Genomic DNA, 20,417 nt, shown 5'->3' with positions numbered 1-20,417 from the left:
AGCAACCTGCGCGGCGCGAGTGAGTCTCAAATGAGATTCATTCTATTTAATATCGCCGCGCTGTACCACGCTCTTTTCAACATTGCGTTTAGAGCATCGCCGCCTTCTGACGCAGCATGTCGATAAACAACCCCAACTCGCGACTCACCCCCTCGCCCTTGCGCAACAACATCCCGAATGGCGCCAGACGCACGTCCAGTGCCACGGGCAGCGCCACCACCAGGCCCATTTTCAGGTAGTCGCGCAGGGCACTTTCCGAGAGCACCATCACCGCGTCGGTCAACTGGATCAGTTGCTGCATTGAATAGATCGAGCTGCATTCGATGATGTCCGCCGGGCTGGGCAATGCGAGGTCCTGCAGGGCCTGGTCGAAACCGATGCGCGCCGGGCTGGTTTTCGGTTGCAGGATCCACGGCCAGTCGCTCACCAACTCCGCCAGCTCCAGCCGGCCACGCCGAGCCAAGGGGTGGCCGGCATGCGCCACGACCAACATGCGCTCGTTGCCCAAAGGTTCGAAGCTATAGTGCTCGCTGTCAGTGGCAGCGTTGCGCCGGGTAATGCCCAGGTCGATACGCCCTTGTTCGAGCAACTGGATCACCTGATCGCTGGTGTCACCCATGATGCGGATACGCAATTGCGGGTTAAGCGTCTTGATCTGCGCGATGCAATCCATCACCAGGTCGGGCGCCGCACCCATGATCGTGCCGATCGACAAGTAGCCATACCCGCCCTGCTGGCGCGCCATCAAATCCTCGGCGCACCGGTCCAGGCCGCTCAGGGCTGATTCGGCGAACCGGATCAACTCCTGACCCAGTGCCGTAGGGCGCATGCCCCGGGGCAAGCGCTCGAACAGGTCGCAGGCAAACATGTCCTCGATCTCACGCAGCATGCGCGTGGCCGCCGGTTGCGACATGTTCAGCGCCTGGGAGGCACGGTGCAGATTCTGGCTGGAGCTCAGCGCAACCAGCATATGCAGATGCTTGTAGCGCAAGCGGTTGAACAGGCTGGGAGAGATCGCAGAACTACGCATTTTTATCCTTGTTAACGATACCCTGAGGTTATCAGTTGTAAGCGAGATTCGATTTGTAGCGCATTGCTCGGCCGCCGTACAGTCCGTTCCATAAGAACAAAACAACGGAATCGCTCATGAAAACCCTGCCTGCGCCCCTGCTCGCCAAGATTTCCTGGCGGCTGCTGCCCTTCCTGCTGCTGATGTACATCATGGCCTTTCTCGACCGCGCCAATGTCGGGTTCGCCAAGCAAGCCTTCCAGGCCGATACCGGCTTGAGCGACGCCGCTTTCGCATTCGGCGCCGGGGTATTTTTCGTCGGTTATGCGCTGCTGGAAGTGCCCAGCAACCTGATCCTGCACCGCGTCGGCGCCCGCTTGTGGATGTGCCGGATCATGGTCAGCTGGGGGCTGGTGTCGGCGGCGATGGTGTTTGCCCACAATGAAACCAGCTTCTACGTTCTGCGCTTTCTGCTGGGCGTGGCCGAAGCCGGCTTCTTCCCCGGCGTGATCCTCTACCTCACCTACTGGTTCCCCCAGGCCGTGCGCGGTAAGGCCATGGGCTTCTTCTACTTTGGCGCGCCGCTGGCGTTTATCTTCGGCAGCCCGTTATCCGGTTTATTGCTGGAGATGGACGGCTTCGGCGGCATTCACGGCTGGCAATGGCTGTTCGCAGTGGAAGGCCTCATGGCCACGGCGGTTGGCATCTGGGCCTACTGGTACCTGGACAATCGCCCCGCCGATGCCAAGTGGCTGACCGTAGCTGAGCGCGCGCAAATCCAGGCCCTGCTCGACACCGAAGACCAGCACAAAACCTCCCACGGCCGCAGCCTGCTGAATGTGCTGTGCCAGCCCTCAGTGCTGTATCTGTGCCTGGTGTATTTGCTGATTCAGGCCAGCGTGTACGGCGTAGTGTTTTACCTGCCGACCCAGGTCGGCGGGCTGCTCGGTACCAAAGTGGGGTTGATGGTCGGGCTGGTGTCTGCCATCCCGTGGATCTGCGCACTGTTCGCGGCGTGGTGGATTCCCGCTTACTCCGACCGTACCGGCGACCGTCGCCGCACCGCCTGCCTCACACTATTAATGGCGGCTGCCGGTATCGCCTGCTCGGTGACCTTTGCCAACCCGCTGCTGGGCATGCTCGCCCTGTGCTTCGCGGCCTCGGGGTTCATCGCCGTGCAACCGGTGTTCTGGACCTTCCCCTCCAGCTATCTGGCCGGCAGTGCAGCCGCCGCCGGCATCGCCTTGATCAACTCGTTCGGCGCCCTCGGCGGCTTTATCGCCCCGGTCATCAAGCACTGGGCCGAAAGCGCTTTCCACTCCCCGGCGGCCGGTCTCTACCTGCTGTCCGCCACCACAGTCCTGGCTGCATTGCTGGTACTGGGCATCCATTCACCCGGCCCTAAAGCGTCGAACACGCCGGCCACTGTTTAATTCCAGGAGTCACACCATGGGTCACCTCACCATCAAACACGTGCGCGCCTTTGTATTGCGTGGCGGCGGCGCCGACTACCACGACCAGGCCGACGGCCACTGGATCGACGATCACATCAGCACGCCCATGAGCAAATACCCCGAGTACCGCCAGAGCCGCCGTAGCTTCGGCATCAACGTACTTGGCACGCTGGTAGTAGAGATTGAAGCCAGCGACGGCACCGTCGGTTTCGCCGTCACCACCGGCGGTGAGCCGGCGGCCTACATCGTCGAGAAACACCTGGCGCGCTTTCTGGAAGGCGCCCGCGTCACTGATATCGAAAAGATCTGGGACCAGATGTACCAGTCCACGCTCTATTACGGCCGTAAAGGTTTGGTGATCAACACAATCTCCGGCGTCGACCTGGCCCTGTGGGACCTGCTCGGCAAAATCCGCCAGGAGCCGGTGCATCAACTGCTCGGCGGTGCCGTGCGTGACGAACTGCAATTTTACGCCACCGGCGCCCGCCCGGACCTCGCGCAGAAAATGGGTTTCATCGGCGGCAAGATGCCCCTGCACCACGGCCCCAGCGAAGGCGAAGAAGGCCTGCGCAAGAACCTCGAAGCCCTGGCAACCATGCGCGAACGGGTCGGCCCGGATTTCTGGCTGATGCTCGATTGCTGGATGAGCCTGGATCTGAACTACGCGACCAAACTGGCGATTGGCGCCCATGAATACGGGCTGAAATGGATCGAAGAAGCGCTGTCGCCGGACGACTACTGGGGTTACGCCGCGCTGCGCAACAACGTGCCCAAGGGCATGCTGGTGACCACTGGCGAACACGAAGCCACGCGCTGGGGTTTCCGCATGCTGCTGGAAATGGGCTGCTGCGACATTATCCAGCCCGATGTCGGCTGGTGTGGCGGGCTCACTGAACTGGTGAAAATTTCCGCCCTGGCCGATGCCCACAATGCGATGGTGGTGCCCCACGGCTCGTCGGTCTACAGCTACCACTTCGTCGCTACGCGCCATAACAGCCCGTTCGCCGAATTCCTGATGATGGCGCCAAAGGCCGACGAAGTCGTGCCGATGTTCCACCCGCAACTGCTCGGCGAACCGGTTCCGGTCAATGGACGCATGCGCCTGTCGGTGCTCGACAAACCCGGCTTCGGCGTTGACCTGAACCCGGATTGCCAACTGCACCGTCCGTATAACCGCTGAGGAAGACTGCCATGAACATGCCCCGCAACGGCTTCAAGGCCGCCCTCGCCAAGGACACCACGCGATACGGCATCTGGGCCGGTTTCGCCACCGCCTACGCGGCCGAAATCGTCGCCAGCACCGGCTATGACTGGATGCTGATCGATGGCGAGCACGCGCCCAATACCGTCCCCAGCGTACTCAACCAACTACAGGCGGTGGCGCCCTACACCACAGCGCCGGTAGTGCGTGCGGTGAGTGGCGACGCCAACCTGATCAAGCAACTGCTCGATGTCGGTGCGCAGACGCTGATGATCCCCATGGTCGAAACCGCCGAGCAGGCCCAGGCGCTGGTGCGTGCCATGCGGTATCCGCCCCACGGCATTCGTGGCGTTGGCGGCGGTTTGACCCGCGCCACACGCTGGGACGGCGTGGCGGATTACCTGCAAACCGCCCATGAGCAGCTGTGCCTGATCGTGCAGGTGGAATCGCGCATGGGCGTGGAAAACGTCGCGGCAATTGCCGCCGTTGATGGCGTGGACGCGGTGTTTATCGGTCCGGCCGACCTGTCCATTGGCCTGGGCCACGCCGGTAACCCCGGCCACCCCGAGGTGCAGGAGCGTATCAAGCACGCGGTAGACGCGACCCTCGCCGCGGGTAAAGCCTGCGGCATTCTCGCGCCGAACGAAGACGACGCGCGCCGCTACCAGGCCTGGGGTTGCCGCTTTATCGCGGTGGCCATCGACATCAGCCTGCTGCGCCAGAGCGCACTCGCCACCCTCGCCCGTTATCGCCCTGCCGCCGACGCGAAAGCGCCGTCGCGCACTTACTGAGGAACCAGCCCATGTCATCTGTTCCCGTTTACCAGAACTTTATCAACGGCCGTTTCATTGCCAGCGAAGCGCATATCGACGTGCTTAACCCGGCCACCGGCGCGCTGCTGTCGAAGGTCCCGGCGTCCACTGCCGCCGACGTCGACCAGGCACTCGCCGCTGCACGCCATGCGCAAAAAGATTGGGCACGCAAACCCGCGATCGAGCGCGCCGGCCACCTGCGGCGCATCGCCGCCAAACTGCGCGAAAACGTCGCGCACCTGGCACGCACCATCACCCTTGAACAGGGCAAGGTCAGTGGCTTGGCAGAGGTCGAAGTCAACTTCACCGCTGACTACCTCGACTACATGGCCGAGTGGGCGCGGCGCATAGAAGGCGAGATCATCACCAGCGACCGGCCTAACGAGAATATCTTCCTGTTCCGCAAGCCGTTGGGCGTGGTGGCCGGCATTCTGCCGTGGAATTTTCCGTTCTTTCTGATCGCGCGCAAGATGGCCCCGGCGTTGCTCACCGGCAACACCATCGTGATCAAACCCAGCGAAGAAACCCCGAACAACTGTTTCGAATTCGCCAAGCTGGTGGCCGAGACCGACCTGCCCGCCGGTGTATTCAACGTGGTCTGCGGCGACGGCCAGGTCGGCGGCGCACTCACCGCGCACAAAGGCGTGGACATGATCAGCTTCACCGGCAGCGTGGCCACCGGTTCGCGGATCATGACCGCCGCCGCACCGAACATCACCAAGCTCAACCTTGAGCTGGGCGGCAAGGCACCGGCCATTGTGTTGGCGGATGCCGACCTCGACCTGGCGGTCAAAGCCATTCGCGATTCGCGGATCATCAACACCGGCCAGGTGTGCAACTGCGCCGAACGCGTGTACGTGGAGCGCAAGGTCGCCGATCAGTTTATCGAGCGCATCAGCGCCGCGATGTCGGCCACGCGCTACGGCGATCCCATCGCCCAGGCTGATGTGGAAATGGGCCCGCTGATCAACCGCCAGGGCCTGGACAGCGTAAATCGCAAGGTACGCACCGCGCTGAGCCAGGGCGCGACCTTGGTCAGCGGCGGGCAGATTGCCGACCTGGGCGCAGGCTTTCACTTTCAGCCAACGGTGTTGGCCGGGTGCCGTGCCGACATGGAAATCATGCGCGAGGAGATCTTCGGCCCGGTGCTGCCGATCCAGATTGTCGACGACCTCGACGAAGCCATCGCCATGGCCAATGACTGCGACTACGGCCTGACATCGTCGATTTACACGCGCGACCTCGGCAAAGCCATGCACGCGGTGCGTGAGATTGATTTTGGCGAGACTTACGTCAACCGCGAAAACTTCGAAGCCATGCAAGGCTTCCATGCCGGCGTGCGCAAATCCGGGGTGGGCGGCGCCGACGGCAAGCACGGCCTGTATGAGTACACCCACACGCACGTGGTGTACCTGCAGAGCTGAAGTGGTGAAACGTGGCCCGGCGCGTTAGCGTGCGGGCCTTTCCCAGAATGCCAAAGATAAGGACTGCGCCATGCCCCTGCCCCTTTACAGCGGCCCGATCATCGACAGCCATCTGCACCTGTTCGACCCGCGCCGCCCTCAAGGCATCCCGTGGCCGGAGCCCGGTAACCGCTTGTATGCCGCGCATTTGCCAGCCGACTACCGGGCGGTGGCCAGCGCGCATAACGTGATCGGCGCCATCGCCGTGGAAGCCAGTCCGTGGCGTGACGACAACCGCTGGTTGCTCGAGACCCTGCGCAATACGCCTGGCATGCTCGGGTTCGTCGGCAACCTCGACCCACGTGAGGCGTCTTTCGCCGCCGACCTCGACGCGCTGGCGAAAGAGCCACTGTTCCTCGGCCTGCGCTACGGCAACCTGTGGGACCGCGACCTGCTGCTGGACCAGACCCGCCCGGGCTTTATCGACGGCTTGCGCCAACTGGCAGCTTGCGGGCGCAGCCTGGACAGTGCCAACCCGAACCCGCGCCTGATCAAGGGCCTGTTGCACCTGAGCGACGCGCTGCCGCAACTGCGCATCGTCGTCGATCACCTGCCCAACACCCAAGTGCCCGCCGGTGAAGAAACGGCCTATCACGCCGACCTGCTGCGCCTGGCCGAGCGGCCCAACGTGTTTGCCAAACTGGCGGAAATCCCCCAGCTCGGGCCGCACGGGTTGATCACCGACACAGCGTTCTACAACGACCGCCTCGCCGTATTGTGGGAAGCCTTTGGCGAAGACCGCTGTTTCTTCGGCAGCGACTGGCCCAACAGCGACCATCTGGCGGATTTCGCCACCACCCTGAGCCTGGTGAAAAGCTGCATGGCGGACAAACCCGAGGCCGTGCAGGCCAAGTTCTTTGTGCACAACGCGGTGCGTATCTACACGCCCACGCCCGCCCATGGAGACCTGTGATGCAGACCCGCGCCTTTCGCATGAACCTCAACCCGGGCCAGGCCGACGAGTACCGTCGGCGCCACGCTGAGATCTGGCCGGAACTGGCCCAGGCGCTGCTGGATGCGGGCGTGGTGGACTACCGGATTTTTCTCGATGAGGCCGCCAACGCGCTATTTGCGGTGCTGACCCACGAGGACGTCCACGGCCTGGACGAACTGCCCGGCACCGCGCTGATGCAACGCTGGTGGACCTACATGCAGGACATCATGCCCAGCCACGCAGATGCCTCGCCGATCAGCGTTGACCTGCTGCCCATGTTCCACCTGACGCGCCCCTGAACCGACTGGCTCACAACAACAATAAAAAGGATTCAACCACGTGGAAATCATTCTCTTCGGTGTGATTCTGCACTTTATCGGCGGCTTCGCTTCCGGCAGTTTCTACATCCCCTACAAAAAGGTCCGCGGCTGGGCCTGGGAAAGTTACTGGATCACCGGCGGCCTGGTGTCCTGGCTGATCGTGCCGCTGATTGCCGCGCAACTGACGGTGCCGGGCTGGGTGGAAATTCTGCGCACGGCCGATTCCGGCACCCTGCTGTGGACCTATGTGTTCGGCGTGTTGTGGGGCATCGGCGGGCTGACGTTCGGCTTGACCATGCGCTACCTCGGTTTGTCCCTCGGCATGTCACTGATCATGGGCCTGACCTCCGCCCTCGGCGCCTTGATGCCAGCGTTGTACCGCGACCTGTTTACCACGGAAACCGAGGGCACCCTGACCTCGATGCTGGCCTCCCAGGGCGGCCATTGGGTGCTGTGGGGCGTGGCCGTGTCGTTGATCGGCATCGCGGTGTGTGGCAAGGCCGGGCTGATCAAGGAACGCGAAGTGTCGCAGGCGGTGAAGTTCGCCAGTGTCAGCGAGTTTTCGCTCGGCAAAGGCATGCTGGTGGCAGTGATCTCCGGGGTGCTGAGCGCCTGCTTCAGCTACGGCATCTCCGCCGGCCGCCCACTCGCTGCGGCCGCGGTGGAACACGGCGCCAACAGCCTGTTCCAGAACAACGTGACCTTCATGGTGATCATGTGGGGCGGTTTGACCACCAACGGGATCTGGTGCCTGTGGCTGAACTGGCGCAACCGCACCTTCTCCAACTACACCGACCGCAGCACCCCGCTGCTGAGTAATTACCTGCTGGTGGCCATCGCCGGCACCCTGTGGTTCCTGCAGTTTTTCTTCTACGGCATGGGCGAAAGCCGCCTGCAGAACGACGCCAGCTCCTGGGTGCTGCACATGTCATTCATCATCATCGTGTCCAACTGCTGGGGCCTGTATTTCCGTGAATGGGCCGGCACCAGTGCCGCCAACAAGGCAGTGCTGGCGGCCGGTATCGCCGTGATACTCGGCGCCATCGCCATGGTCGGTTACGGCAATTACCTCGGCTGAAACCTCTCATTTTCCAAGGAGTCTTTTTATGTTGCTTGCAGATAAAACCGTGATCATCACCGGCGCCTCCCGCGGTATCGGCCGCGCCGCCGCGCGTGAATGCGCACGCCAAGGCGCCCGCGTGGTGATCGGCCACAGCGGCAGCGGCCAGGGCACCGAGGCGGCGTATTCGTTGATTGAAGAGATCAAGGCGTTCGGCGGCCAGGCCATTGAAGTCGGTGGCGATGCGGCCGACCCGGACACCGGCGATAAACTGGTGGCCGGCGCCGTGAAGGCTTTTGGCAGTGTCGATGTGTTCGTCAACAATGCCGGGATCTGCCCGTTCCATTCGTTCCTCGACATGCCGCGCGAGGTTTACCTGAAGACCGTCAACACCAACCTCAACGGCGCCTACTTCGCCGTGCAGGCGGCGGCCAACCAGATGAAAAACCAGGGCCGTGGCGGCGCGATCATTGCGGTCAGTTCCATCAGCGCGCTGGTGGGCGGCGGCATGCAAACCCACTACACGCCGACCAAGGCCGGGCTGCATTCGTTGATGCAATCCTGCGCCATTGCGCTGGGGCCGTATGGAATCCGTTGCAACTCGGTGTTGCCGGGCACCATTGCCACCGACATCAACAAGGAAGATTTGGCCGATGAAGAAAAGCTCGCCTACATGACCTCGCGTACCCCGCTGGGCCGTTTGGGTGAGCCGGACGATGTGGCCGGGCCGATTGTGTTCCTGGCTTCCGACATGGCGCGCTATGTGACCGGCGCCTCGTTGCTGGTGGATGGCGGGTTGTTCGTTAACCTGCAGTAACACCCCCCCTAACAAACACCACAGTTCCAATGTGGGAGCGGGCTTGCCCGCGATAGCGATAGATCAGTCACCAGATGCAGTGGCTGATCCACCGCTATCGCGGGCAAGCCCGGCTCCCACAGGGACTGCGCACGCCTGAAATTTGAGTTTCACCCCATAAAAACAACAATACCCAGGAGCATCCCATGCGCCCCACCCTCCCCCTGGCCCTGCTCTGCAGCGCCATGTCGACCTGCGCCTTCAGCGCCGGTTTGCTGGCCCCCAACTCCCCCGCCATGCTCGGCGACTGGAACGGCCTGCGCCCGCAACTGGCCGAACAAGGCTATGACTTCACGCTCAAATATGTGGGCGAAGTCGGCTCCAACCTCGGCGGCGGCTACAACTCCCACACCACCGCACGCTGGAGCGATCAATTGATCCTCGGCGTGAACATGGACCTGCAAAAACTCCTCGGCTGGCAGGACGCGACCTTTCGCATCGGCATCGGCGAGCGTCATGGCAAAGACATCACCAACGACCGCGTGCATCAACCCAATGCCACTGGCCTGACCTCGACCATGGAAGTGTTCGGCGGCGGCAATGCCTGGCGACTCTCGCAGTTCTGGTACGAGCAGAAATTCTTCGATCGCAAGTTCGCCCTCAAACTTGGCCGCTTCGGCCACGGCGAAGACTTCGACCAGTTCCCCTGCGAATTCCAGAACGTGACCCTGTGCGGTTCCCAGGAAGGCAACTGGAACGGCGTCTGGAACAGCTTTCCCATCAGCCAGTGGGCGATCCGCGCCAAGTACCAGTTCACCGATGAGTGGGCGGTGCAGGTCGGCGCCTACGACAAGAACCCCGGCAACGCTGAAGCCAGCAATGGTTTCAAACCGTTTATCAGCGGCTCCCAGGGCACCAGTTTCCCCATCGAAGCGATCTGGAAAGGCCAGATCGCCGGCCTCAGCGCCGAGTACCACGCCGGCTACTACTACACAAACGCCGACAGCAAAGACAACCTCAAGGATGCAGACGGCAACTTCGCCGCCAGCTCCGGCAAGCCCTACCGGATGTACTCCAGCAACGCCGGCTGGTGGCTGTCGGGCCAGCAGCAACTGACGACGGTCGACGGCAACGCCAAGCGCGGGCTCAACGCGTTCGCCAACCTGACGATGAATGACCCGGACAAGAGCGTGATCAAAAGTCTGGTCCAGGTCGGCCTGATCTACCGTGGCCCGTTCGATTCACGCCCCGACGACACGGTGGGTATTGGCGCCTCGAAGTTGCAGGTCAGCGACCGCTATACCCGCAACACGCAGATGCTCAACGCAGCCAACGGCGTCACCGACATCGACGACCCGCTGTACGTGCCCGAACAACGCCGCGAATACAGCTACGAGATCAACTACGGTTTCCAGGCAACCAAATGGCTGATGGTGCGCCCCAACCTGCAATACGTGAAATACCCCGGCGGGCTCACGCAAACCACCGGCGCGGTGGTCGGCGGTGTGCAGTTTATTGCTGACTTCTAGTCTTTCTCGCCATCAAACACCTGCCCGCGCCCGACCACGCTGGCAGGTACCAGGATTGCTCCCGGGGCCAATACCGCGTTGGCGCCAATCCGGCACTGGTCGCCCAGCAACGCGCCAAACTTGTCGCAGCCGGTGCGCTGCAAGTGCCCGTCAATCCGTACCTGCACGTCCTTGTCCTCGCGCTCATTGCGGTAGTTGGCGACGATGCTCCCCGCCTCCAGATTGATGCCGTGACCCAGCACGGAGTCGCCGACAAAATTGAAGTGCGCCAGCTTGCTGCCGCTGAATACAAACGAGGTTTTCAACTCGGCACCCGGCCCGATGATGCAGTGCGCGTCCAGCCAGCAACCACCGCGCAGCAGTGAGCCGCTGGCAATAAAGCAATGGGCGCCGATGATCAACGGCCCCTTGAGCAAAGCGCCGGGCTCGACGGTGGCGGTGCGGTGTACGGCAACTTCATTTTCAATGCGGTACTCATCAGCCGGCAGTTCGGCCAGCAGTTGCCGGACGATAGCCGGAGCCTGAGTCGCCAGCGCCCAGGGCGTCAGGTCAGCCCACGGCGCCAAAACCGATTGAGAAAAACCGGCGATGTAATCGGTCAGTCGGATCAACGTCGAACCCTCCAGCAGTCAGAGAAGTGCGAAAACTAGCATGCCATGGGTGACAAACGAACCTTTACTATTTGTCTTGTTATGGATATTTTATCCAGACACACACACGAGGTCCGTCACATGCACGCGTCCACCTACCACGACATCATCGATGCCGCCACACGCCTGGAGGGCTTTGCCCACCACACGCCGGTATTCACCTCGCGCACCCTGGATGCCGAAACCGGCGCCCAGGTATTTATCAAGTGCGAGAACCTGCAACGCACCGGCTCCTTCAAGTTTCGCGGGGCGTTCAATGCCCTGTCACGGTTTGACGAACAACAGCGCAAGGCTGGCGTGGTGGCGTTTTCCTCGGGCAACCACGCGCAGGGCATCGCCCTGGCGGCGAGCCTGTTGGGCATGCCAGCCACCATCGTGATGCCTGCCGATGCGCCTGCGACCAAGGTCGCGGCCACCCGTGGCTACGGCGCCAGCGTGGTGCTGTATGACCGCTTCACCGAGGACCGCGAGCAAATCGGCCGGACCCTGGCGGTTGAACGCGGCATGACGCTGATCCCGCCTTACGACCACCCGCACATCCTCGCCGGCCAAGGCACTGCCGCCAAGGAATTACTGGAGTTCACCGGCCCGCTGGACGCTCTGTTCGTCGGCCTCGGCGGCGGTGGCATGCTCTCGGGTACGGCGTTGTCGACTCGGGCGCTGTCGCCGGATTGCCAACTGTTCGGCGTCGAACCCGAAGCCGGCAATGACGGTCAACGCTCGTTCCGCAGCGGCAGCATCGTGCATATCGACACCCCGGCGACCATCGCCGACGGCGCGCAGACCCAGCACTTGGGCAACCACACGTTCCCGATCATTCGTGACCTGGTGAACGACATCCTCACGGTGTCGGATGCCGAGTTGGTGGCCTCGATGAAGTTCTTTATGCAACGCATGAAAATGGTCGTGGAGCCCACCGGCTGCCTGGGCCTGGCGGCATTGCGCCAACTGGGCGAGCGGTTCAAGGGCCAACGCGTGGGCATTATCGTCACCGGCGGCAACGTGGACCTCCTGAACTATGCCGCCCTGCTCAGCGAGGCGTCATGAACATCATCCACACGCCTGCTGCCTCACAACCCGCCGGGCATTACGCCCAGGCGATCCGCCACGGCGATACTCTGTACATCTCCGGGCAGTTGCCGGTCAGCCCGGACGGGCGCCATCACCTGTCGGCGTCGTTTGCCGAGCAAACGCAAGTGGCGCTGAATAATCTGCTGGCGATCCTGAAGGCTGCGGGCGGTTCGCCTGAAGACTTGGTGAAGGTCACTGTCTACGTTGCAGGGATCCAGCACTGGCCGGAATTCGACCGGGTATACGCCGCCGCACTCGGCGATCACCGCCCTGCCCGCGCGGTGGTGCCGGTGCCGGAATTGCATCACGGGTACCTGGTGGAGATTGAAGCGGTGGCGCGTTATTTGGCGTAGGTGTAGACCGCCGCGCGGGACACACCCAGGTGCGAGGCCACGGTCTCCATCGCCCGGCGAATGTCCAGGCAGCCCGAGTCTTTGAGCTCTTGCATCAACACGCGACGGTCCGCCGTCTTGAGCGCTCGCGGCGTGGTGGCCAGGCGAGCGGCAAACTTGTCGATACGCGCGCGAATCGCGTCGGCACCGGAGGGGTCGAGGGAGTCGTTGGGGTTGTCGCCGCTGAGCGAACCGAACTGCTCCAGCATGCCTTGCAAGCCACGGAATAACGAAAGGTCGACGTTCATGCACAACGCGGCGACGTACTCACCGCTGTGCCCCTTGATGCCGATCGAGGTGCTTTTGACTTGGCGCCCGTCGCTGAACTGGTTCTGGTAATTAGCGATGACCTGGGTGTATCCCGGGTCGGCAATCCGCGCCAGGCCCAGCGCGGTGGCCGGGTCACCCGGCTCACGCCCGGAGAGGTTGTTATGGATCGCCAGGATCGCGTGCTGAGGGTCGCGCAAATCGTGCAGCACCACTTCGCAGAACGGGCTGAAGGTTTTGCTCAAGCCTTCAGCAATCTGTTCGAGCTGGCTTATCAGATGGGTGTCTTCGGTCGAGGTCTTTTTCATGCAAGACAACATATCCAGTCATGGACAGGGCGTCAATTTCGGCGCTGTCCCTCAATGTGGAACTTCACTCATGGACACTCCCGCCGCACTGATTGACACGCTGAAGATGCAGCGCAATATCCGGCGCATGCAACACCGTGCCGACAGCTTGGGCGTGCAACTGCGCCCCCATGTCAAAACCCATAAGTGTGCGCACGTGGTGGCCGCGCAAATGGCCGCAGGCGCCCGCGGCATCACGGTTTCGACCTTGAAGGAAGCCGAGTATTTTCTCGCGCAAGGCATTACCGACATCCTCTACGCCGTGGCGATGGCCCCGCACAAATTGCCCCAGGCCCTGGCGCTGCTGCGCAACGGGTGCGAGTTGACGCTGATCACTGACAGCCTCGCGGGCGCCCAGGCCATCGTTGATTTCGGCCAGCAGCACAACGCGACCTTTGCGGTGATGATCGAAATCGATTGCGACGGCCACCGTTCCGGGGTCAAACCGCAGGATCCGTTATTGCTGGAGATCGCCCGCCTGCTCGGTGCCCACCTCACCGGCGTTCTGACCCATGCCGGGGAAAGCTACGGGCTGGATACCCCCGAAGCCTTGCAGGCCATCGCCGAGCAGGAGCGCGCACGGTGTGTCGAGGCGGCGCAGCGTATTCGTGCAGCCGGGCTACCGTGCGCCCATGTCAGCGTCGGCTCTACCCCCACTGCGTTGTCAGCGGCAAACCTGGACGGCGTGACTGAACTGCGTGCCGGCGTCTATGCCTTCTTTGATCTGGTGATGCACAACATCGGCGTGTGCGGCATCGATGAACTGGCCTTGAGCGTGCTGACCACGGTGATTGGTCATCAGCCCGAAAAAGGCTGGATCATCACCGATTCCGGCTGGATGGCGATGAGTCGCGACCGGGGCACGCAGGCTCAGAAGCGGGATTTTGGTTATGGCCAAGTACGTGATGAACACGGCCTGCCGATTGAGGGGCTGTTATTGAGCAGCGCCAACCAGGAGCATGGCGTGGCACAGTTCCAATCTCGCCAAGTTGATGTGGTTGCGCAGTTTCCGCTGGGCACACGCCTGCGCATCCTGCCGAATCATGCCTGTGCGACGGGGGCGCAGTTCGGCAGTTACAACGCGCTGCTGGAGAGTGGCCAAATTCAGGAATGGCCACGCCTGCGCGGCTGGTAGCTCAAACACCTTTCCAATGTGGGAGCTGGCTTGCCTGCGATTGCGGTTGCACAGTCAATATCTGTATGACTGAGACACCGCTATCGCAGGCAAGCCAGCTCCCACATAAACCAGCTCTCACCTTTAACCGGCAGTGATTTCAGGCATCTTGCAGGATCAGGTCGGCGCCCTTCTCCGCCACCATCAACACCGCCGCATGGGTATTGCCCGAGGTCACATTCGGAAAGATCGACGCATCAACAATGCGCAGCCCTTGCAGCCCGTGCACCTTCAAACGCTTGTCCACCACCGACACCTGCGGGTCCGAGCCCATGGCGCAGGAGCCGCACAGGTGGTAGATCGAGCCACTGTTTTCGCGGAAGTATTGCAGCATCTGCTCGTCGGTCTGCACCGCTGTGCCAGGCAGAACCTCGGCCACGGTGATGCCCTTGAGCGCCGGCGCCTGCATGATCTTTCGCATCAACCGGCTGCCCTGGATCACCTCGTCGATGTCCTTCTGGGTGCTCAGGTAGTTGGGGTCGATCAGCGCCGCATCACGCGGGTTTTTCGAGGCGATGCGGATGGTGCCCCGGCTGGTCGGGCGGCAGGGGTTGAAGCACAGCAGAAAGCCTGAATACGGCTCTGGCTTGAGGCTGGCTTTATTGTTTTTCGGGATCTGGTACGACAGCGGGTTGAAGTACAGCTGCAGGTTCGGGTCGGTCTGTTCGTCGTTGCCGCGAAAGAAACCACCGGCCTGGTTGACGCTCATCGCCAGCGCGCCCTTGCGGGTGAACAGGTATTTGAGGCCGAGTTTAAGCTGGCCGAACAGCGAGCTGAGTTCGTCGTTCAGGGTCGGAATATTGGCTTTGTAGTAATAGCTGGCACACAGGTGATCCTGCAGGTTTTCGCCCACCGCCGGCAGGTGTTTGACCAGCGGGATATTGTGCTCGGCGAGCAGCGTTTGGTCGGCCACGCCGGACAGTTGCAGGATCTTCGGCGTGTCCACTGCACCGGCGCAGAGAATCACCTCTTTGCGGGCCGTGAAGGTTCGACTCACACCGTGCTGGGTCACAACAATGCCGGTGGCGCGCTGCGCGTCGTCGAACAGCACGCGGTCCACCAGGGCATGCAGTTCCACCGTCAGGTTGGAACGGCCAAGCGCCGGGTGCAGGTGCGCAAAGCTGCTGGAGCTGCGCTCGCCATTGCGGGTGTTGACGTCATAGAGGCCCGCGCCTTCGAAGTTCGGGCCGTTGAAGTCGTCGCTTTGCGCATACCCCAATTGCTCGCACCCCTTAAGGAACACATCGCAGATCGGGTGGGTCTGGCCCTTCATCGGCGTGATGCTGATGGGGCCGCTGCCACCGTGGTACTCGGTGTCGCCCAGCGGGTGGTTTTCCAGTTTACGGAAGTACGGCAGCACGTCTTTGAAGCCCCAGCCGTCGTTGCCGTTGGCCGCCCAATCGTTGAAGTCATGGGCCTGGCCGCGCACGTAGATCATCGCGTTGATCGAGCCCGAACCGCCCTGCACCTTGCCGCGCGGCGCGTAGATTTCGCGCCCGGCCAGCTGCTTTTGCGGCTGGCTGTAGTACATCCAGTTGAAGGTCGGGTTGTAATACATCTTGGCGAAACCGACCGGGATCTTGAACCACAGGGAACTGTCCTTGCCGCCCGCTTCCAGCAGCAACACGGTGTGTTCGCCCGAGGCGGACAGCCGGTTGGCGAGGACGCAACCGGCGGCGCCAGCCCCGGCGATGATGTAGTCATAGGTCATTAACGGTTACCGCATCAGTCGTTTTATTAGCCCTTGGCGGGCGAAGTGTCTTTTACGTCGGCAGGCGTCGGCGCCATTTGCAGGTGCAGGCGTTCGCCGGTGTACGGCGTGTGTTTGCGCACCACGTCCATGTTCAGTTCCACCCCCAGGCCCGGCTCGGTGGACGGGATGATGTAGCCATCCTCCCATTGCAGCGGCTTGGTCAGCACTTCGGCATGGAAACCGCCCCAGGTCATGATGCTTTCCTGGATCAGGAAGTTCGGGGTACAGGTCGCCAGCTGGAAACTCGCCGCCGCGCCAATCGGCCCGTTGTACAGGTGCGGGGCAATCTGCGCGTAGTAGGCTTCGGCCATGCTCGCGATCTTTTTGGCTTCCAGCAGCCCGCCGCAACGCGCCACGTTCATCTGCAGGATCGACGCGCCACCGGCTTGCAGCAGCTTGAAAAACTCATACTTGGTGGTCAGGCGCTCGCCGGTAGCAATCGGGATCGTGGTCTTGGCCGCGACCTGCGCCATGGCGTCTTCCTGGCCCGGCGGCACCGGTTCTTCGAACCACAACGGGTCGTATTTTTCCAGGCGCTTGGCCAGGCGGATCGCCGACGACGGCACCATCTGCCCGTGGGTGCCGAACAGCAGGTCGCACTTGTCGCCCACGGCTTCGCGGATCTTGCGGCAGAAGGTCTCGCAGCGCTCCAGCACTTCCAGCGAGATCTGATGCCCGGAGTACGCGGTGTACGGGCCAGCCGGGTCGAACTTCACGGCGGTGAAGCCCTTGTTCATGTTCTCGATGGCGCACTCGGCGGCCAGGTCCGGGTCGTCGTAGTCGTACTCGCCTTTACTGTTCACTGGATAGAGGTAGGTGTAGGAGCGCAGGCGCTCGTTGACCTTGCCGCCGAGCAGCTCGTAGACCGGCTTGTTGGCGGCTTTGCCGATGATGTCCCAGCAGGCCATTTCCAGGCCGCTGACCACGCCCATCATGGTCAGGTCCGGGCGCTGGGTGAAGCCGCTCGAATACGCCTGACGGAAAAACCGCTCGATGTGGTGCGGGTCGTGGTTGAGCAGGTAGCGCTCAAACACGTCCTCAATGATCGGCAGCATGGCTTTGGGGCCGAAGGTGGCGGCGTAGATCTCGCCGACGCCTTCGATACCGCAGTCGGTCTTGAGTTTGACGAACAGCCAGTACATGCCGCCGATGTGCGGCGGTGGAACGGCAACAATATAGGTTTCAAGGGCGACGATTTTCATCTCAGGCACCTGTCTGGTTGAATTTTTTACGGTTGATTCGGGCGCGCAGGGTCAAGGCCGCAAGGGTGCCGAGCACGCCGATAAAGGCGATGTAGCCGAAATACAGGTTGTAACCAGCCTTGCCCGGGTAGGTGTCGGTCAGGTAGCCGTTGATCAGCGGAATGAACGTGTCGGGCAGGTAACCCACCACCGAAACGATGCCGATGGCCAGGCCGGTGATGCGCAGCGGGATGTCGCAACTGTCGAGAATCGCCCAGTACAGGCCGCGAATCGCGTAGGTCATCAGGCCGATAAAGATCACCGTGCCGATCAACAGGCCCAGGCTGTTGAGCGCCGGGAATACGATCAACCCGACCATCGCCAGGGTCACCAGCACCAGTGCGACGATCAGCACCGAGATATTCGAGAACTTGTCCCCCAGCCAGCCGCCACCGATGCCACCGATGGGGCGCATCCACAGTTTGATGGTGGTGATGGTGCCGGCCATCACGGCGGTCATGCCGCTGCCTTGCAGGTAGTCGGAGAAGCTGTAGGTGGCCCAGAACATGTGATAACCGCAGAACACGATGGCGGTCACCAGCCACAGCTCGGGGATTTTCACCAGGGTGGTCAGGTCGGCGAGCAGGTTGAACTTGCCCTTCTCCACCGCAGCCGTCTCGGCCATGGATTTCGGGTCTTTGAGCAGCACCAGCACGCAGCCGATGGCGATACACACGAAGGAATACAGGTAGACCACGTGCTTGAAGCCTTCGGCCGCGGTCTGGCTGCGGGTTTCAGTGGCGTAGGCGAACAAGCCCAGGGCGACGGTGGCCAACAGCGCTTCGACCAGACCGCGACCGCCGTCGAGGATGCCAAAGAAACGGCCCTGCTCGCTCTGGTGGGCAATCATCTTCACGCGCTTGAGCACCGAAGCCCAGAAGGTCAGGCCGGTGGTCAGGCCCCAGCAACCGAAGATGATCATCAAGCCGGTCATCGACGGCACGGTCGAATACCAAATGCCCAGCGCACCGGTGGCAACCAGTGAGAAGAAAATCAGGAAGCGCGGCGGCAAACGGTCGGCCAGCCAGCCGCTGGGCAGGTAGCTGAGCAAAAAGATCGTGCCGAGCATCGAGTACAGGTAGCCCAGCTCGCTGTGGTTGATGTGGAACACTTCAAGCATGGTGGTCTGGTAGACCTGGCGCAGGTAGAGGATCGGGTAGATCGCCCCGGCGGCGAGGACCAGCAACATCAACTGGAAGTAACGACTGGCGGTGTCGTTTGCCGTGGGCACGGCAACGGAAACCCGGGCAACGGGTGCAGGCTTGGACATCGTGTGGACCTCAGGCACCCGATGTGCGGGTGCCCTGATAATTGTTTTTATTAAAGGTGCAGCGGGTATTCGTGGATCAGTACTTCATGACCACCAGGCGGGTCTGAGTGAATTCAAGCATCCCGTGCTTACCGTCATCACCGCCCAGCCCTGAGCGTTTCCAGCCGGCATGGAAGCCCTGATACGGGTCCGCCGGCGTGCGATTGACGTACAGCTCGCCGGCTTCGATGGCGTTCGCCACTTTCATCGCCGTGCGGTAGTTTTCGGTGTAGAGCACCGACGACAGGCCAAACTGATGGTCGTTGGCCATGGCCAGGGCTTCGTCGATGTCGCGGTACTTGAGCACCGGCAGCACCGGGCCGAAGATTTCTTCCTGAATGATCTCCATGTCCTGGCGGCAGCCGCTGAGCAAGGTCGGCGGGTAAAAATGCCCAGGCCCCTCAGGCAGCACGCCGCCTGTTTCCAGTACAGCACCGGCGGCGACAGCGCGCTCGACCATGGCATGGATATTCTTTTGCGAACTGGCGTTGACCAGCGGGCCCATCAGGCTGGCGTCCGTGGCGCGGTCACCGAACTTGACGGCACTGATCTTTGTTTTCAGCAGCGCCAGGAAGTGCTCATAGACGCTTTCGTGCACATACACCCGTTCAACCGCCGTGCACAGCTGGCCGCAGTGGGTGGTCTTGGAGGCGACGATGGCGCTGGCGGCCTGTTCCAGGTCGGCATCGGCCTCGATGATCGCCGGGGTCTTGCCGCCCAGTTCCAGGGACGGCTTGGCGATATTGGCCTTGCAGTAATCCAGCACGATACGCCCGGCGTTCACACTGCCGGTGAGGGTGATGAGGCCGACGGCCTTGTGCGTGCAAACGCTGGCAGCGGTGGCGTGGTCCATGGTCAGGATGTTGATCACACCGGCCGGAATCCCGGCAGTCACCACGGCCTTGGCGATTTCAAATGCCGACAGCGGCGTGTTGTTGCTTGGGCGCACCACCACGGTGTTGCCGGCGATCAGCGCGGGGGCGATCTTGCGCAGCAGGGTGTAGACCGGGTAGTTGAACGGGATCAGGCAGGCCACGACGCCGATGGGTTCGCGTTGCAGAAAGAGGTTTTCGTTGGGGGTGTCGCTGGGGATGATTTCGCCTTCGATGCGGCGTGCCCATTCGGCGTGGTAGCGGGTGATTTGTGCGGCGTAGCGGGCTTCGTTGCTGGCGTCGCTGAGGCTTTTGCCCGACTCGCTGGCCAGGGCGGTGCCGATGGCTTCGGCGTGGATGTCCAGTGCATCGGCGAAGGCACGCAGGTGCTCGGCGCGTTCGATGCTGGTGAGTTTGCCCCAGGTTTTCTGGGCGGCTGCTGCGGCGTTGACGGCGGCGATGGCTTCGTCTGGGGTGGCAGCGCTGACGTGGCCGACCAGGGTTTCGGTGGCTGGGTTGTAGACGGCGATCAGGGCGTCGCTGGCGGGTTCGGCGAATTGGCCGTTGTAGAAATTGCGCTCGGGTTGCATGTGGTTTGCCCAACGTTGTTGTTTTGCGAGTGACATGCAGTTTTGTCGTTGTTAGGGGGCTGGGCAAACGACTTATTGGGTGGGGTAACTTGCTAAAAACGAAGGTTAGGGGTGTTTTTGGTCGTGTACATATCCGTTGCTGCGGTTACGGCTGGTATTGGTTCCGCCCTTAC

The 20,417-nt window shown here is 62.1% G+C and carries 19 protein-coding genes; 12 read left to right on the top strand and 7 right to left on the bottom strand.

What is annotated here, in order from left to right:
- Nucleotides 1–88 precede the first annotated feature (88 nt).
- The gene (locus tag BFW87_RS24265; protein ID WP_078742246.1) at nt 89–1,030 is read right to left on the bottom strand and encodes a LysR family transcriptional regulator; all 942 of its coding nucleotides are present in this window, start codon (nt 1,028–1,030) and stop codon (nt 89–91) included.
- Between the two features lie 116 nt (nt 1,031–1,146).
- Between BFW87_RS24265 and BFW87_RS24260 the strand changes: the two genes are divergently transcribed.
- From BFW87_RS24260 to BFW87_RS24220, 9 genes are all read left to right on the top strand, one after another.
- Entirely contained in the window at nt 1,147–2,442 is a 1,296-nt protein-coding gene (locus BFW87_RS24260; protein WP_078742245.1) for an MFS transporter, read from the top strand.
- 16 nt (nt 2,443–2,458) lie between these two features.
- The gene (gene rhmD / locus BFW87_RS24255; protein ID WP_078742244.1) at nt 2,459–3,643 is read left to right on the top strand and encodes an L-rhamnonate dehydratase; all 1,185 of its coding nucleotides are present in this window, start codon (nt 2,459–2,461) and stop codon (nt 3,641–3,643) included.
- An 11-nt stretch (nt 3,644–3,654) separates the two neighbouring features.
- Complete coding sequence (locus BFW87_RS24250; RefSeq protein ID WP_078742243.1) at nt 3,655–4,455, top strand: HpcH/HpaI aldolase family protein; 801 nt, start codon at nt 3,655–3,657, stop codon at nt 4,453–4,455.
- 11 nt (nt 4,456–4,466) lie between these two features.
- On the top strand, nt 4,467–5,900 hold the full coding sequence (aldA, locus tag BFW87_RS24245; protein ID WP_078742242.1) for an aldehyde dehydrogenase: 1,434 nt from the start codon (nt 4,467–4,469) through the stop codon (nt 5,898–5,900).
- 70 nt (nt 5,901–5,970) lie between these two features.
- Entirely contained in the window at nt 5,971–6,852 is an 882-nt protein-coding gene (locus BFW87_RS24240; RefSeq protein WP_078742241.1) for an amidohydrolase family protein, read from the top strand.
- Nucleotides 6,852–7,172, top strand: a complete 321-nt coding sequence (rhaM, locus tag BFW87_RS24235) for an L-rhamnose mutarotase (RefSeq protein ID WP_176159817.1) — start codon at nt 6,852–6,854, stop codon at nt 7,170–7,172. The genes BFW87_RS24240 and rhaM overlap by 1 nt, the downstream gene beginning before the upstream one ends.
- 40 nt (nt 7,173–7,212) lie before the next feature.
- Nucleotides 7,213–8,271 (top strand): L-rhamnose/proton symporter RhaT, encoded by a 1,059-nt coding sequence (rhaT, locus tag BFW87_RS24230; protein ID WP_078742240.1) that lies wholly within the window; start codon nt 7,213–7,215, stop codon nt 8,269–8,271.
- Between the two features lie 28 nt (nt 8,272–8,299).
- Nucleotides 8,300–9,070, top strand: coding sequence for an SDR family NAD(P)-dependent oxidoreductase (locus BFW87_RS24225; protein ID WP_078742239.1), 771 nt, complete (start codon nt 8,300–8,302; stop codon nt 9,068–9,070).
- A 185-nt stretch (nt 9,071–9,255) separates the two neighbouring features.
- On the top strand, nt 9,256–10,578 hold the full coding sequence (locus BFW87_RS24220) for a carbohydrate porin (RefSeq protein ID WP_078742238.1): 1,323 nt from the start codon (nt 9,256–9,258) through the stop codon (nt 10,576–10,578).
- Here BFW87_RS24220 and BFW87_RS24215 read toward each other — a convergent pair.
- The gene (locus tag BFW87_RS24215) at nt 10,575–11,189 is read right to left on the bottom strand and encodes an LpxA family transferase (RefSeq protein WP_078742237.1); all 615 of its coding nucleotides are present in this window, start codon (nt 11,187–11,189) and stop codon (nt 10,575–10,577) included. The genes BFW87_RS24220 and BFW87_RS24215 overlap by 4 nt on opposite strands.
- Nucleotides 11,190–11,309: 120 nt before the next feature.
- Between BFW87_RS24215 and BFW87_RS24210 the strand changes: the two genes are divergently transcribed.
- Both BFW87_RS24210 and BFW87_RS24205 read left to right on the top strand, forming a co-directional pair.
- The gene (locus tag BFW87_RS24210) at nt 11,310–12,275 is read left to right on the top strand and encodes a threo-3-hydroxy-L-aspartate ammonia-lyase (protein WP_078742236.1); all 966 of its coding nucleotides are present in this window, start codon (nt 11,310–11,312) and stop codon (nt 12,273–12,275) included.
- The gene (locus tag BFW87_RS24205; protein ID WP_078742235.1) at nt 12,272–12,652 is read left to right on the top strand and encodes a RidA family protein; all 381 of its coding nucleotides are present in this window, start codon (nt 12,272–12,274) and stop codon (nt 12,650–12,652) included. Before BFW87_RS24210 ends, BFW87_RS24205 begins: the two co-directional genes overlap by 4 nt.
- Here the strand turns inward: BFW87_RS24205 and BFW87_RS24200 are convergent.
- On the bottom strand, nt 12,640–13,266 hold the full coding sequence (locus BFW87_RS24200; protein ID WP_078742234.1) for a helix-turn-helix transcriptional regulator: 627 nt from the start codon (nt 13,264–13,266) through the stop codon (nt 12,640–12,642). The genes BFW87_RS24205 and BFW87_RS24200 overlap by 13 nt on opposite strands.
- Before the next feature lie 70 nt (nt 13,267–13,336).
- Between BFW87_RS24200 and BFW87_RS24195 the strand changes: the two genes are divergently transcribed.
- The gene (locus BFW87_RS24195; RefSeq protein WP_078742233.1) at nt 13,337–14,440 is read left to right on the top strand and encodes a DSD1 family PLP-dependent enzyme; all 1,104 of its coding nucleotides are present in this window, start codon (nt 13,337–13,339) and stop codon (nt 14,438–14,440) included.
- A 139-nt stretch (nt 14,441–14,579) separates the two neighbouring features.
- Here BFW87_RS24195 and BFW87_RS24190 read toward each other — a convergent pair whose 3' ends face one another.
- From BFW87_RS24190 to aldA (BFW87_RS24175), 4 genes are all read right to left on the bottom strand, one after another.
- Nucleotides 14,580–16,190 (bottom strand): GMC family oxidoreductase, encoded by a 1,611-nt coding sequence (locus BFW87_RS24190; protein WP_078742232.1) that lies wholly within the window; start codon nt 16,188–16,190, stop codon nt 14,580–14,582.
- Between the two features lie 26 nt (nt 16,191–16,216).
- Nucleotides 16,217–17,434 carry a mandelate racemase/muconate lactonizing enzyme family protein gene (locus BFW87_RS24185; RefSeq protein WP_078742231.1) on the bottom strand — a complete coding sequence of 406 codons (1,218 nt, stop codon included), beginning with the start codon at nt 17,432–17,434 and terminating at the stop codon, nt 16,217–16,219.
- Nucleotide 17,435: 1 nt separating this feature from the next.
- On the bottom strand, nt 17,436–18,743 hold the full coding sequence (locus tag BFW87_RS24180; protein WP_078742230.1) for an MFS transporter: 1,308 nt from the start codon (nt 18,741–18,743) through the stop codon (nt 17,436–17,438).
- 76 nt (nt 18,744–18,819) lie between these two features.
- A complete protein-coding gene (gene aldA / locus BFW87_RS24175) occupies nt 18,820–20,244 on the bottom strand; it encodes an aldehyde dehydrogenase (protein WP_078742229.1) in 1,425 nt (474 codons plus the stop codon).
- Nucleotides 20,245–20,417 lie beyond the last annotated feature (173 nt).

Source organism: Pseudomonas fluorescens, assembly GCF_002022275.1.
Classification (GTDB): domain Bacteria; phylum Pseudomonadota; class Gammaproteobacteria; order Pseudomonadales; family Pseudomonadaceae; genus Aquipseudomonas; species Aquipseudomonas fluorescens_AJ.
The sequence above is the reverse complement of the archived record's forward strand: the minus strand, read 5'-3'. Positions and strand labels throughout refer to the sequence as shown.